Genomic DNA, 13,904 nt, shown 5'->3' on the forward strand with positions numbered 1-13,904 from the left:
AAGAGGAGGATTCCACCGTGCGCGAGCGCGCGCTCGCGCGGCGAAGCGGAGGCTTCGAGTGTACGCAATTCGGCGTCGCGCCGCTTGGCGCGGCCGACGCGGCGCGGGCGCAGGTGCGATGCGGCGCGCGCGTGCCGATACGGTGAGCGGCTCGCGAGCGCATCGGCGGCAACTTGCCGGCGATCCGGCGACGAATCCGCCGCGATCCGGCTGTGGATTCGCCATCGATCCGGCGCTCGATTCGTCGCCCGCGTCGCACCCGGCGCTCGTCCGGCCGGCGCCGCGCGCGCCGCATCGCGCCCGCGCCCGCGTTGCCGCAGCGCGGTGAATTGCCGCAGGCGCGTCACCCCGCCGCGCCCGCCGTTATCACACAAAAGTGCTTCAAATTTGATACCAATCAACGATTTAAGTCGACAAACCGCTTGCAGACGCTGGACATCTGCGACGAGTTGGCGCATTTCGCACCGCAACACCGAGCGCGATACTCCGTTCCGACTCTAGGGCCGCGGCCTTGCACGCGCGGCACAGGGGCCGCCGGCAGCCCCGCCGGCGGGTGTCGTCAGCTTCGGTCTACTCGCATGGAAACCGCTTTTTCGGCCCTCGATCTGGCCCGCGTGCAGTTCGCATTCACAGTCTCCTTCCACATCGTCTTCCCCGCGCTGAGCATCGGGCTCGCAAGCTTCATCGCCGTGCTCGAATACCGATGGCTCAAGACCGGCAAGGCGTACTACAAGAACCTTTGCCTGTTCTGGTCGAAGATCTTCGCGGTCGCGTTCGGCATGGGCGTCGTGTCCGGCGTCGTGATGGCGTATCAGTTCGGCACGAACTGGTCTGGCTTCTCGAGCTTCGCCGGCTCCGTCACCGGCCCGCTGCTGATGTACGAGGTGATGACCGCGTTCTTCCTCGAAGCGGGCTTCCTCGGCATCATGCTGTTCGGCTGGAACCGCGTGAGCCCGCGCGCGCACTTCGGCGCGACGTTGATGGTCGCGATCGGCACGCTGATCTCGACATTCTGGATTCTCGCGTCGAACAGCTGGATGCAGACGCCGCAGGGCTTCGAGATCGTCGACGGCCAGGTCGTGCCGACCGACTGGTTCGCGATCATCTTCAACCCTTCGTTCCCGTATCGGCTCGCGCACATGGCGATCGCCGCGTTCGTCGTCGCCGCGCTCGTGGTGGCCGCGACGGCCGCGTGGCACCTGCTGAAAGGCCGCCGCGACAAGGCCGTGAAGAAGATGTTCTCGATGTCGCTGTGGCTGCTGCTCGTGCTCGCGCCGCTGCAGGCGGTGATCGGCGACCAGCACGGCATCAACACGCTGCGCCACCAGCCCGCGAAGCTCGCGGCGATCGAGGGCTTGTGGGAAACCGAGCAAGGCGGCACCGCGCTGAACCTGTTCGGCATCCCCGACATGAAGGCGGAGACCACGCACTACGCGGTGTCGATTCCGCATCTCGGCAGCCTGATCCTCACGCACAGCTGGGACGGCGAAATTCGCGGCCTGAAGTCGTTCCCGCCGGAAGACCGTCCGAATTCGACCGTCGTGTTCTGGAGCTTCCGGATCATGGTCGGCCTCGGCTTCGCGATGATCGGCCTCGCCGCGCTCGCGTGGCTGCTGCGCCGGCGCGGGCGCCTCTATGAAGCGAAGTGGTTCCACAAGTTCGCGCTCGCGATGGGCCCGACCGGCTTCATCTCGCTGCTCGCAGGCTGGGTGACGACCGAGGTGGGCCGCCAGCCGTGGGTCGTCTACGGCGTGATGCGCACGTCGCACGCCGTGTCGCCGCTGTCGACGCAGCAGGTGAGCGTATCGCTGATGACGTTCGTGGTCGTCTACTTCCTCGTGTTCGGCACGGGCGTCTATTACATGCTGAAGCTGATGAGAAAGGGCCCCGCGCTACCGGGCGACACGCACGACGACGCGCACGACGCACGGCCCGATCGCACCGCCCGCCGCCCGCTGTCGGCCGCGAACCAGTTGATCGACGCCGCGTGAAGCCGGCGCGCCACCAAGCCAAGCGAGGTTAGCAAATGGATGTCACCGTAATCTGGGCCGCGATCATCGCACTCGGCCTGTTCATGTACGTCGTGCTCGACGGCTTCGACCTGGGCATCGGCATCGTGTTTCCGTTCTTTCCCGCCGAACGCGAGCGGGACCTGATGATGAACACCGTCGCGCCCGTGTGGGACGGCAACGAGACGTGGCTCGTGCTCGGCGGCGCGGGGCTCTTCGCGGTGTTCCCGATCGTCTATTCGACCGTGCTCTCGGCGCTGTATCTGCCGCTCGTGTTCATGCTCGTGTGCCTGATCTTCCGTGGCGTGTCGTTCGAGATCCGCGCGAAGGCGCGCCGCACGAAGCACCTGTGGGATCTCGCGTTCATCGGCGGATCGACGGGCGCGACGTTCTTCCAGGGCGTGGCGCTCGGCGCGTTCCTGCAAGGCATCCCCGTCGACGGCGGCCGCTTCGCGGGCGACGCGTTCGGCTGGCTCACGCCGTTCAGTCTGCTCACCGGCCTCGGCCTCGTCGCGACTTACGCGCTGCTCGGCTGCTGCTGGCTCGTCGCGAAGACGGAAGGCGATCTGCAACGGCGACTGCATCGCGTCGTGTGGCCGCTCACCATCGTGCTGCTCGGCTTCATCGCGGTGGTGAGCCTGTGGACGCCGCTGCAGGACACGAACATCGCGCAGCGCTGGTTCGCGTCGGGGCTGTTCTGGCGGCTGCTGCCGGTGCCGTTCCTCGTTGCCGCGTGCGCGGTGCTGATGCGCCGCGCGGTGCGCGAGCGCCACGACACGACGCCGTTCGCGCTCGCGCTCGCGCTCGTGTTCCTCGGCTACGTCGGGCTGCTCGTGAGCCTGTGGCCGTATGCGATTCCGCAAAGCGTGACGCTGTGGGAAGCCGCCGCGCCGCGTTCGAGCCAGACGTTCACGCTGATCGGCGCGGCCGTCATCATTCCGATCATCCTCGCGTACACGACGATGGGTTATTGGGTATTCCGTGGAAAGGTGCGTCATGAAGACCAGCATTACTACCACCACTGAGCCGCGCGCCGTCGCGCACGGCGCGCGGCTGCCGGGCTGGATGTGGTTCGGACTGCTGTGGATGGGCGGCGTCGCGGGCGCGGTGACGCTCGGTTACGCGTTCAAGCTGTTCATGTACGCGACGCTGTTCGCGGTGAAGTAGTCGCGGTGAGGTAGACGCGGGACGCCGCCGCGCGAAGCGGCGTCGGATGACGGGCGACATGTGACATCCAAGATGCGACGCCTGACGTACGGCCCGATCGCCGTGCGTCGACTGGCGGCGCGGCGGCGCGGAATGCCGCAGGCGCAGCCGTCTCGCAGTCATCCGGCGCGAAGTGACGTCGCAGTGAAATCGCCGCCGCAGGCTGCTGGCCGCGCCCTCAGGAACGCCGGCCGAGCGCCTCTTCGATCTTCCGGTCGGTCTTGTACTGGCTGAGCGCGTACACGGACCAGATCGCCGCAGGCAGCCAGCCGATCAGCGTGATTTGGAGGATCAGGCAGATGATGCCCGCGAACGGGCGGCCGATCGTGAAGAACTGCAGCCAGGGCAGCAGCAAGGCGAGCAGAAGACGCATCGTGTTTTCCTCTTGGTCGGATTGCCGACGATTGAAATGGATCGGCGCGTAGATGGCGGTGCGGCGCCGACATTCAAGTCCTGCGCCGCCGGCCCGCGCGCCCGGCCTTCGGTCGCTTTCGCGGCCGGCCGGCGCTCGGAGCCGTCACGCGATCGTTATAGCAGATCGGGAATTAAACGGGGCTTAAAGCAACGCGATGCGGACCGGCGCAAGGATGTGGGGGACGAGCGTGCGCGGCCGGCCACGAACGCGCCGATCACGAGCGCCGCAGGCGCGCGCTTCGGCCATCGGTTCCGGGCAGCCGCAAGCCGATCATTCGACATGCGATAAAGATGCGCGCGTCGTCTTCATCACGCGCTCGCCGTGAACGTTCACGCCGCGTCTTGCGCGAGGGTCGGATAATCGGTAAGGCCGTGCGCGCCGCCGCCGAACAGCGTGCTGCGATCGTGCGGCGCGAGCGGCGCGCCGGCGCGCAGGCGTTCGGGCAAGTCCGGGTTCGCGACGAACGGGCGGCCGAACGCGATCAGATCCGCCCAGCCGGCCGCGATCGCCTCGCGCGCGCGTTGCGCCGTGTACTTGCCCGCATAGATCAGCACGCCCGGGAACGCCTCGCGCAGCTTCCGCTTGAACTCGACCGGCATCAGCGGCGCATCGTCCCAGTCGGCTTCCGCGATGTGCAGGTAGCCGACGCCGAGCTCGCCGAGCAGCTTCGCGGCCGCGAGGTACGTCGTTTGCGGATCGTCGTCGACGCAGCCGTTCAGCGTCGTCAGCGGCGCGAGGCGAACGCCAACCCGCGACGCATCGCCCGCGCCTTCGATCAACGCCTGCGCGACTTCGCGCAGGAAGCGCAGCCGGTTGCCGAGCGAGCCGCCGTATTCGTCGGTGCGCGTGTTCGCCTGCGAATCGATGAACTGGTTCACGAGGTAGCCGTTCGCGCCGTGCAGCTCGACGCCGTCGAAGCCCGCGTCGATCGCATGGCGCGCGGCGGCGCGATACTGGCCGACGATCTCGCGGATCTCGTCGACGCCGAGCGCGCGCGGCTCGGACGCCTGCACGAAGCCCGGCGTGCTGCCGTCGTCGCCCGCGATGAACACGTTCACGCCCTTCGCCTGGATCGGCGACGACGACACCGGCTGCCGGCCGCCCAGCAGGCTCACGTGGCTCAGCCGGCCGACGTGCCAGAGCTGCGCGAACATCCGCCCGCCGGCGGCGTGCACGGCGCGCGTGACCTTGCGCCAGCCGGCGACCTGCGCGGGCGTGTGAATGCCGGGGGTCCACGCATAGCCCTTGCCGAGCGGCGCGATGTACGTGCCTTCGCTGACGATGAGGCCCGCGCTCGCGCGCTGCGCGTAATACGCGGCCATCAGGTCGTTGGCTTCGTCGCCGGGCCGGCTCGCGCGCGAGCGCGTCATCGGCGGCATCACGATGCGGTTCGGCAGCATCAGCACGCCGAGCCGCAGCGGTTCGAACAGAGGGTCCTGAGTCATGGCGAATGTCCTGTCGGTGGGTGCCGCGGCCGGCGGGCCGCGGTCGGAAAGAGAAAGGGCGCCGCGCGTTCAGTCCCATTGCGGCGCGAGGCCGTCCGGGCTGACTTCGCGGCCGTTGCGCTCGAGCGCGGCGACACGCGCGACGTCGTCGTCGGTCAGGCGCAGCGTCTGCGCGAGCAGGTTGCTCGCGAGGTTCTCGCGCTTCGTCGACGACGGAATCACCGAGTAGCCGAGCCGCAGCGCCCACGCGAGCGCGACCTGCGCGGGCGTCGCGCGATGGCGCTGCGCGATCGCGCCGATCACCGGATCGCCGAGCACCTTGCCGTACGCGAGCGTCATGTACGACGTCACGTGAATGCCTTCGCCTTGCAGGAACGCGGCGAGCTTGCGGTTCTGCAGATACGGGCTCAGCTCGATCTGGTTCGTCGCGATCGCGTCCTTGCCGAGCGCCGCGATCGCCCGCTTCGTCAGTTCGATGTTGAAGTTCGACACGCCGATCCGGCGTGTGAGGCCCGACGCCTTCGCGTCGGCGAGCGCGCCCAGGCATTCCTCGAGCGGCACGCCGTTGCCGGGCGCGGGCCAGTGGATCAGCGTCAGGTCGACATAATCGGTGCGCAGCTTCGCGAGGCTTTCCTCGAGGCTCGGCACGAGCCGGTCCCGCGCGTAGTGATCGACCCAGATCTTCGTCGTCACGAACAGCTCGTCGCGGCGCACGCCGGATGCGGCGAGCGCCTCGCCGACTTGCGCTTCGTTGCCGTAGATCTGCGCGGTGTCGATCGCGCGGTAGCCGAGTTCGAGGCCGTGGCGAACCGAATCGACGACAACCTGGCCTTGCAGGCGGAACGTGCCGAGGCCGAAGGGGGGAATCCCGCTCATGGTGTGCTCCTTGAATCGAATGACATTCAGTGCGCGAGCCCGACCGGCTCGGCGGTGCGCGCGGGCAGGCCGTCGCGCCGGTCGAGCGCGCCGCTCAGCGCGGTCAGCGCGAACGCGCCGAGCGTCACGACCGCAGCGATCCACGGCGTATGGCCGAGGCCGGCGTGCGCGACGATCAGCCCGCCGAGCGACGAGCCGCCCGCGACGCCGAGATTGAACGCGGCAATGTTCAAGCCCGACGCGACGTCGGCCGCGTGCGGCGCGAAATGCCGCGCCTGCTTGACGACATAGACCTGCAGGCCCGGCACGTTGCCGAACGCGACCGCGCCCCATGCAAGCATCGTCAGCACCGCGAGCGCGGTGTGACGGATGGTGAACGTCAGCGCGAGCAGCACGAGCGCGAGCAACAGGAAGATCCGCTTGAGCGCGCCGACGGGGCCGACGCGGTCCGCGAGCTTGCCGCCCCACACGTTGCCGAACGCGACCGACACGCCGTAGCCGACGAGCACGAGACTCACCTGCGGCGGCGTGAAGCCGGCGAGCCGCTCGAGCAGCGGCGCCATGTACGTGAACGCGATCAGCGAGCCGCCGTAGCCGATCGCCGTCATCGCGAAAACGAGCAGCAGGCGCGGCTGAGCGAGCACGCGCAGTTGCCGGGCGAGCGGTGCGGGCGGCGTTTGCGCGAGGCCGCGCGGCACGAACGCGACGGCGCCCACGAACGCGACGAGCCCGAACAGCGCCACGATCAGGAACGTCGCGCGCCAGCCGAAGTGCTGGCCGACGAAGGTGCCGAGCGGAATGCCGGCGACGAACGCGACGGTCATTCCGCTGAACATCGTCGCGATCGCGCTCGCGGCCTTGTCCTTCGGCACGAGCGTCGTCGCGATGATCGAGCCGACCGAGAAGAACACGCCGTGCGCGAGGCCCGTGAGCATGCGCGCGACGATCAGCGATTCGTAGCCGGGCGCCCGCCATGCGACGAGGTTGCCGGCCGTGAAGAGCGCCATCAGCGCGGCGAGCAGCGTCTTGCGCGGCATGCGGCCCGTGAGCGCGGTGATGAGCGGCGCGCCGATCGCGACGCTCAGCGCATACAGGCTCACGAGCAGGCCCGCCGACGGCAGGCTCACGCCGAGATCGGACGCGATCGTCGGGATCAGCCCGACGATCACGAATTCGGTCGTGCCGATGGCGAAGGCGCTGATCGTCAGCGCGAGTAGAGCGAGTGGCATGATGGGCATCCATGAATCCGGTAACGATGCCGCGCAGTGTGCCCGCTTTACTTTTGCGTAAAAAGTAGCCTATAAACGAAATTATTTTGATTTCAAATCAACAATGAAGGTCACGCTGGACGAACTTCAGGCCTTTGCCGCCGTGGTCGACACGGGCTCGATCACCGCGGCCGCGCAACAGCTCGGCCTCACCGTGTCGGCGACGAGCCGCACGCTCGCGCGGCTCGAGGAAAAGCTCAAGACCACGCTGCTGCGCCGGACCACGCGCCGTCTCGAGCTGACCGAGGAAGGCCGGGCGTTCCTCGCCAGCGCGCGGGCGATCATCGATTCGGTCGAAAGCGCGGAAGAGCAGATGCTCGCGCGGCGCGAAAAGCCGTCCGGGCGGCTGCGGGTCGACGCCGCATCACCGTTCATGCTGCACGTGATCGTGCCGCTCGTGCGCGGCTATCGCGAGCGCTTCCCGCGCGTGGAGCTGGAGCTGAACAGCAACGAGGGCGTCATCGATCTGCTCGAGCGGCGCACCGACGTCGCGATCCGGATCGGCCGCCTGAAGGATTCGACGCTGCACAGCCGGCTCATCGGCAACAGCCGGCTGCGCATCCTCGCGAGCCCCGCGTATCTCGACGCGCACGGCCAGCCGCGCAAAGCCGGCGACCTCGGCAAGCACGCGCTGCTCGGCTTCAATCAGCCGGAATCGCTGAACGTGTGGCCGATCCTCGGCGCGGACGGCGAGCCTTGCCGGATCGAGCCGGCCGTGTGGTCGTCGAGCGGCGAGACGCTCAGACAGCTCGCGCTCGACGGCGCGGGCATCGTCTGCCTGTCGGATTTCATGACCGCGCAGGATCGCGAATCGGGCCGCCTCGTGCAGATCCTCGCGCGCCACACGCAGGACGTGCGGCAGCCGATTCATGCGGTCTATTACCGGAACACGGCGATTTCGTCGCGAATCGCGTCGTTCGTCGATTATCTGGTCGACGCGCTCGGCAGCGGGAATCCCGCGCAAAAGGCGGCGGCATGGGCGCGCCCGTGACGCCCGCGCGCCGCCCAACGGCGTGCGCGGCCGGGCGCGCCGCGCATCACGCCGCGAGCCGAGCCTCGACGTCCGCGATCAGGCGGTCGAGCCACGCGCGCAACGCGCGGTTCGACATCGCGAGCGGCAGCGAATACGCGATGATCCGGTAGACGTCGCCGCGCCGCACCTTCGACGCGCGCGCCGGATCGAGCCACGCGTCGTTCGACGCGAGCAGCGCGAGCGTCTGCAGGCCGATCGCGATCGGCCAGAAGCAGGCAAGCCGCAGGCGCGGCGCGCGGCGCGGAATCGCGAACGTGTAGTCGATGCCCGCGCGGAAATGCTCGAGCGTCGTGCGCACGAGCGCATGCATCAGCGGCCGCGCGCGCGGCGAAGCGTCCGGCCGCAACAGGTCTTCCGCGCACAGCCCGTATTCGCTCAGCATCGCCTGCGGCAGATAGCAGCGGCCGATCCGCAGATCCTTGCCGCAGTCGCGCAGCACGTTGGTCATCTGCAGCGCCTTGCCGAAACGGATGCCGCGCTCGGCCATCGTGTCCTCGCGCTCGCTCAGCAGGCCGGGCAGATGCGCGCACGTCATCCTCGTCCAGAACTCGCCGACGCAGCCGGCGACGAGGTACGTGTAGCGATCGAGCTGCGGCCATTCGCGCAGCGCGACGATGCGGCCCGACGATTCGTCCGGGAACGTGCGCAAATCGAATTCCATCCCTTCGGTGAGCGTCGTGACGACGCCGCGCACCGCGGCGCGATCGAACGCGCTCAATTGCGACAGCACCGCGAGCGCGGGGCCGAGCGATTCGAGCAGCGTTTTCTCGTCCGACTGCGTCTGCTGCCCCGCGACCTCGCCCGCGATCCGCGCGAGCGCTTGCGGATCGGGCACGCCGTTGATCTGCGCGCGCAGCGACAGCAGCAGTTCGAGCCGCTGCGCGGGCGGAATCAGCGACGTGTCGGCGATCGTGTCGGCCGCGCGAGCGAGCAGGTACGCGAGGCCGATCGGATCGCGCATGCCTTCCGGCAGCACGCGCAGCGTCAGATAGAAGGAGCGCGAGACCCCCTTCAGCAAAGGGCCCAGCAGAAAGGCCCGGGTGGAGTTGCCCATGGATCGGATCAGGTCGGTCATACGAATGGCTGCCGCATTGTATCGGCAAATGCGCGCGGGCCGCCGGCGCTTCGCGCACGGCCGGCCGCGGGGGCCGCGGTCGCGCGCGCGACACGGCGAGCGGCGGCCGATATCCGCGCCGCGCGGCAATGCGTACAATCGCATCCTTTCCTGCAAGAGGTGACCGCGATGGCGATGAAGAAAACCGATCTCGAGAAGAACAAGGCGTTGAAGCTGACGCACGCGATGAAGCAGACGACGTCCGCGCGCTTCGGCAAGGGCGCCGAAGACGTCGCGACCGATCGCCGCGAGCGGCGCAAGCTCGAGCAGGCGCAGGGCCTCGTGCCGTTCGCGTGCAAGCTCAACATCGAGCTCGTCGCGCGCCTGAACGAACGGGCGGCCGCGCATCCGGACGGAATGACCGGCTTGTTGACCGAACTGTTGCAGCGCGGCCTCGACGAAACCGCGAAGTAAGCGGCGCGCGCGTCTCACGGCGCGCACGGCGACCTCGCGCAGGGCCGCCGCCGCATTGTTCGGCCGATGCATGAAGATGCGGTTTCGCGCCCCCTCTTGCCGCACCTTCGAATACGCGAGCGCCGTGATGAATCCTCTCGTCCCGCGCGTCGCCCGGCCGACCAACGACATCGATACGCTCGTGCGCTTCTATACGCGCAGGCGCTCGGCTTCGACGTCGTCGCACGCTTCGAGCATCACGAAGGTTCCGACGGCACGATCGTCGGCCGCGTCGGCTATCCGCGGCCAATCGAATTCACGCATCGGCACGGCGTGACGGTCGCGCGCGCGGCGCGGCCCGCCATGGTCCCTCCCGCGTTCAAAGCCCGCGCCGCAATCGGCCCGCGTAGTCGCGCACGGCCACGTCCGGCGATTCGCCGGCATTGACCGTCGCGATCAGCTCATCGACGAACCACGGCAGCACCAGCTTCGTCCCGTCATCGGACAAACCGACTCGAACGCGCGGCACGCCGGCGTCGGGCCGCGCCGCTTCGATCGCGCCGCGAGGCGCGTTCCGCCCATCGGCCGCGCCGGCGGCCTGCGCGTGCGAGAACTGCGTGATGACGAAAAGCGCCAGTCCGGCGCTCGCGAGGCGAAGCGGTGTCATGGTGATTTCCGTGTCGGTCGATGGCGGGCAAACATCGGGATGGGCGCGAGGGCCGGAAAGAAGGGGAAGGCCCGAACGCCGGAACGATTCTAGGAAGAACGCGGAGACGGAAGTGTGCAGAGTTGTCGGCAATTGCATGAAAGAGTGCATGCGGAGGGACACCGCCCCCTCGGTCCGGCGACGCGACATGCCCTTCCCCCGCCTCATCGGCCATTGCATCGTGACAGCCACGCCTCCCGCATCGAAAAACACGCCCGGCGCGTCTCGATTAGCGGATCGCACAGACATGCTCAAGCCATGCAACCTGCGATTGGCAAAACTCGAGATAGGCGCGAACGATCGCCGAAGGATGCCGATGCGATGGATACAGCAAGTTGACGTGCTGCTCGGGCAGCGGGTAAGCGCAAAGCAAAGCGGTCAACCTCCCCTGCCGAATCGGCTCTGCGGCCAGAAACGGCGGAAGCTCGGTGACGACCTCGCCGGCGATCGCGCGGCTGCGCAAGTGCATGTAATCGTTGGTGGAAAGGGCTGCGTCAGGTTCGAACGTTCGATCGCCAAGGCGCCATCCTCGGCTGAAATTGGCCGCCGAACTCCATATCGCGCAGGGGAAGCGGTGCAAATCGTCAGGCACCTCGGGAATGCCCAGCGCATCGACCAGACTCGGACTGGCGACCAGGACATGGCGATACGCAAGCAACGCGCGTGCGACCATCGCCTCATGCGCGATCGCGCCCACGCGCAGCGCGACGTCGATCCCGTCTTCGATCAGATCCACTCGACGCTCGGTGGCATATGCGTGCACGCGAATGTCCGGATAGCGCTTCTGGAACGCGGACAATAGCTCCCACCACGCCTCGAACGCGGGCGGCAACGACAGGCGCAGCCGCCCCTTCAGCCGAGCTTGATCGCTCACCACCGCCTGCTCGCCCTCCGCGAGTATCTCGACGCCTCGGCTCGCGTGCTCGTAGAGCCGGGTCCCCGCCTCGGTCAGCCGGGTGCCGCGCGCCGTGCGCTCCAGCAACTGAACCCGCAGTTGCTTCTCGAGCGCGCGAATGCGACGGCTGACCGTCGGCAACGGCATCTCCAGTCGCGCCGCGGCACCAGAAAGGCTGCCCGTCTGCACGACGCCGACAAAAATCCGGACATCATTGAGATCCAATTTACCCTACCAATAATGAAATCCTTGTTTCAATTTTAACCGGTTCCATTTCATCTTTCGACAACCCAGAATGAATCCCGCACGATGGTTACGGGTCGTGAGGGCAAGCCTTCATCTCGCCTTTTCCGCACGTCGGCTCATGCATGCAAACGCGGTTTCCAACGGGCTCCGTGACGAGGTGCCTGGCATGGTCATCGAATGGCACTCGCATCCAGCACGAATGTCGTCGCGAACGCCGCCATGGCCGGAGGGGGCGTTCTTCTTGCGGCTGCCCGCGCCGGCCGTTTCATCGTGATCGCAACGCGAGAGGTTCGCTTGACGGCCGCCTGGCGCCGGCATCCGTCTCATCGCCGCCCCTCTAAAGAGAAAGGAGTCTGCAAGTGTCGAACATTTCCGAAGTCATCACCTCGCGCGTCTCGGCGAATCGCTACGACGCCGGCCGCCGGTTGTCGGACGAACAGATCCGCGATCTGATCGGCCTCGCCACGCGCGCGCCGTCCGCATTCAATCTGCAGAACTGGAAGTTCGTGGCCGTTCGCAGCGAGCAAGGCAAAGCGCGCCTGCTGCCGCTGGCATTCGGGCAACAGAAGGTCGCGGACGCCGCAGTCACGTTTATCGTATGCGGCACGCTCGATCCGCACCTGACGCTGGCCGATGCGCTCAGACCGACGCTGAACGCCGGGATCATCGACGAAGGCACATACAACGGCTGGGTCGGCGCCGCGCAGAACATGTACAGGGACAACCAGACGTTTCAGCGTGACGAAGCGATTCGCTCGGGTTCACTGGCGGCGATGACGCTCATGCTGGCCGCGCAGGGCTACGGACTGGCCTCCGGTCCGATGATCGGCTTCAACCCGCAGGGCGTCGCAGAGGCATTCGACCTCGCGCCGACCGACGTGCCCGTCATGCTCGTCGCAGTCGGCCATCCCGCGCCCGGCAATTGGCCGCAGAAGCCGCGCAAGCCGGTGTCCGATGTCCTCACGTTCGCCTGAACGGTGCTCCCGGACGGCGAGCGGCATACGCGGTTCGCGCGACGGCGACGTGCCGCGACACGCGTGCTCGAACGAGCCGCTCCCCCGCTCCCGGCCGGAATCCCATTGATGCGCGCCTCCCCAGCGACGAGTCGGGCAGGTTCGCCGGCGCGCGACGAATATCGCGAGATTCGTCGGCGCCAGGCGGCTTGCTCAGAATCCGATTGGCCCGCGCAATTCGCCCATTGCTGCGCACGCGCTGTCGATGCCGCACGACCGAGATTGAATCTATGTTTGCATGGAATTTTCTGGGTAAGCGCTGTTTCGCCGTATCCGCCGTCCATTCGATCGTCGAGCCGAGCCCTGCAACACCCGATCGGATCACCGACTCCACGGCGGCATTCGCGAGGGACATGCGAACGTCCTATCGCGCGATGATTCCGTCGGCCGGGGCTCCGGATGCGGTCAAGCAGGTGCTCGCGATCAGCGTGGGCGCCCGGCATCCGGACCGGGACATTCCGGTACGGGTGTACAAGCCCGAAGGCTCGCGAGACGAGGAAAGGCTGCCGACCGTTCTGTTCGTGCATGGGGGCGGTTTCGTGTCCGGCGACCTCGACACGCACGACGTGCTCGCGCGTGCGATCGCCAACCGCGCCCAGGCGCTCGTGCTTTCGATCGACTATCGACTCGCGCCCGAATTCCCGTTCCCGGCCGGCCTCGACGACATTTACGCCGTCCTGCAATGGGCCGCCGGCCACCTCGACACCTTGGGCGGGGACGCAACGCGTATCGCGATCAGCGGCGACAGCGCCGGCGCCACGCTCTCGGCGGCAACCGCCATGCTTGCCCGCGATAGGGGCGGCCCTCCGCTGATAGCGCAATGGCTGATGTATCCATCGGTGAGCAACGACATGGACACGCCCTCATGGGACGAACTGGGCGATACCCACTTTCCCACGCGGGAAGTGATGCGCAACGTGCGGCACAGCTATGTGCCGATGGAAACGAGCCCCCATGCACCGCTGCTCGCCCCGATCCACGGAAATCACGCCGACTTGCCGCCCGCCCTGATTCAGGTTGGCCAGCTCGATCCGCTGCGCGACGAGAACATCTCCTACGCAAGCATCCTGAACAAGGCCGGCGTGGAGGCGTCCGTCACCGTTTACGAAGGGCAGTCGCACGGCTTCATCCAGTTCTTCAAGGACAAGTCGAATCACCCCCGCGGCGAAACCGCCCTGGACGACGGGGTGCGGTTTCTCCGGGAGCGCTTTGCCTCCGGAGCGACGCAACCGCCGCGCCGGTGACACGCCCGTGCCGGAAAGGGCGGCGCGGTCGGCGAATGTCC

At 67.6% G+C, this 13,904-nt stretch carries 14 protein-coding genes and 1 pseudogene; 8 read left to right on the top strand and 7 right to left on the bottom strand.

Annotated features, from left to right (window positions below; all coding sequences use genetic code 11):
• Nucleotides 1–578 precede the first annotated feature (578 nt).
• Genes BTH_RS10990 through BTH_RS30575 form a run of 3 tightly spaced genes read left to right on the top strand, consistent with a single transcriptional unit; the run spans nt 579 to nt 3,176 of the window.
• Entirely contained in the window at nt 579–1,991 is a 1,413-nt protein-coding gene (locus BTH_RS10990) for a cytochrome ubiquinol oxidase subunit I (protein WP_009894127.1), read from the top strand.
• 35 nt (nt 1,992–2,026) lie between these two features.
• Entirely contained in the window at nt 2,027–3,034 is a 1,008-nt protein-coding gene (gene cydB, locus BTH_RS10995; RefSeq protein WP_009894129.1) for a cytochrome d ubiquinol oxidase subunit II, read from the top strand.
• Nucleotides 3,006–3,176 carry a hypothetical protein gene (locus BTH_RS30575; RefSeq protein WP_011401528.1) on the top strand — a complete coding sequence of 57 codons (171 nt, stop codon included), beginning with the start codon at nt 3,006–3,008 and terminating at the stop codon, nt 3,174–3,176. The genes cydB and BTH_RS30575 overlap by 29 nt, the downstream gene beginning before the upstream one ends.
• Nucleotides 3,177–3,393: 217 nt before the next feature.
• On the opposite strand, the gene BTH_RS11000 is transcribed toward BTH_RS30575, so the two are convergent.
• The 4 genes from BTH_RS11000 to BTH_RS11015 all read right to left on the bottom strand — a co-directional run bounded on the left by BTH_RS11000 (nt 3,394) and on the right by BTH_RS11015 (nt 7,180).
• Nucleotides 3,394–3,588, bottom strand: a complete 195-nt coding sequence (locus BTH_RS11000) for a YqaE/Pmp3 family membrane protein (RefSeq protein WP_004523495.1) — start codon at nt 3,586–3,588, stop codon at nt 3,394–3,396.
• A gap of 371 nt (nt 3,589–3,959) precedes the next feature.
• Nucleotides 3,960–5,075: an alkene reductase gene (locus BTH_RS11005; RefSeq protein WP_009894130.1), complete on the bottom strand. Its 1,116-nt coding sequence runs from the start codon at nt 5,073–5,075 to the stop codon at nt 3,960–3,962.
• A 69-nt stretch (nt 5,076–5,144) separates the two neighbouring features.
• Nucleotides 5,145–5,951, bottom strand: coding sequence for a 2,5-didehydrogluconate reductase DkgB (gene dkgB, locus BTH_RS11010; RefSeq protein WP_009894131.1), 807 nt, complete (start codon nt 5,949–5,951; stop codon nt 5,145–5,147).
• Nucleotides 5,952–5,977: 26 nt separating this feature from the next.
• Entirely contained in the window at nt 5,978–7,180 is a 1,203-nt protein-coding gene (locus BTH_RS11015; protein ID WP_009894132.1) for an MFS transporter, read from the bottom strand.
• Nucleotides 7,181–7,283: 103 nt separating this feature from the next.
• Here BTH_RS11015 and BTH_RS11020 point away from each other — a divergent pair, with 103 nt between their 5' ends.
• Entirely contained in the window at nt 7,284–8,210 is a 927-nt protein-coding gene (locus BTH_RS11020; RefSeq protein ID WP_009894133.1) for a LysR family transcriptional regulator, read from the top strand.
• A 46-nt stretch (nt 8,211–8,256) separates the two neighbouring features.
• Here BTH_RS11020 and BTH_RS11025 read toward each other — a convergent pair whose 3' ends face one another.
• The gene (locus BTH_RS11025; RefSeq protein ID WP_080511322.1) at nt 8,257–9,327 is read right to left on the bottom strand and encodes a phytoene/squalene synthase family protein; all 1,071 of its coding nucleotides are present in this window, start codon (nt 9,325–9,327) and stop codon (nt 8,257–8,259) included.
• Nucleotides 9,328–9,486: 159 nt separating this feature from the next.
• Between BTH_RS11025 and BTH_RS11030 the strand changes: the two genes are divergently transcribed.
• Nucleotides 9,487–9,780, top strand: a complete 294-nt coding sequence (locus BTH_RS11030; RefSeq protein WP_009894136.1) for a hypothetical protein — start codon at nt 9,487–9,489, stop codon at nt 9,778–9,780.
• 127 nt (nt 9,781–9,907) lie between these two features.
• Nucleotides 9,908–10,110: pseudogene (locus tag BTH_RS11035) on the top strand (VOC family protein); the annotation flags it as partial.
• 28 nt (nt 10,111–10,138) lie between these two features.
• Here the strand turns inward: BTH_RS11035 and BTH_RS11040 are convergent.
• Both BTH_RS11040 and BTH_RS11045 read right to left on the bottom strand, forming a co-directional pair.
• Nucleotides 10,139–10,564: a hypothetical protein gene (locus BTH_RS11040; protein ID WP_223297131.1), complete on the bottom strand. Its 426-nt coding sequence runs from the start codon at nt 10,562–10,564 to the stop codon at nt 10,139–10,141.
• 130 nt (nt 10,565–10,694) lie between these two features.
• On the bottom strand, nt 10,695–11,585 hold the full coding sequence (locus BTH_RS11045) for a LysR family transcriptional regulator (protein WP_009894139.1): 891 nt from the start codon (nt 11,583–11,585) through the stop codon (nt 10,695–10,697).
• A 380-nt stretch (nt 11,586–11,965) separates the two neighbouring features.
• On the opposite strand from BTH_RS11045, the gene BTH_RS11050 reads away from it, so the two are divergent.
• Both BTH_RS11050 and BTH_RS11055 read left to right on the top strand, forming a co-directional pair.
• A complete protein-coding gene (locus tag BTH_RS11050; RefSeq protein WP_009894140.1) occupies nt 11,966–12,580 on the top strand; it encodes a nitroreductase family protein in 615 nt (204 codons plus the stop codon).
• Nucleotides 12,581–12,849: 269 nt separating this feature from the next.
• Entirely contained in the window at nt 12,850–13,863 is a 1,014-nt protein-coding gene (locus BTH_RS11055) for an alpha/beta hydrolase (protein WP_223297132.1), read from the top strand.
• Nucleotides 13,864–13,904 lie beyond the last annotated feature (41 nt).

Origin of the sequence: Burkholderia thailandensis E264 (genome assembly GCF_000012365.1) — a bacterium.
Lineage (GTDB): Bacteria > Pseudomonadota > Gammaproteobacteria > Burkholderiales > Burkholderiaceae > Burkholderia > Burkholderia thailandensis.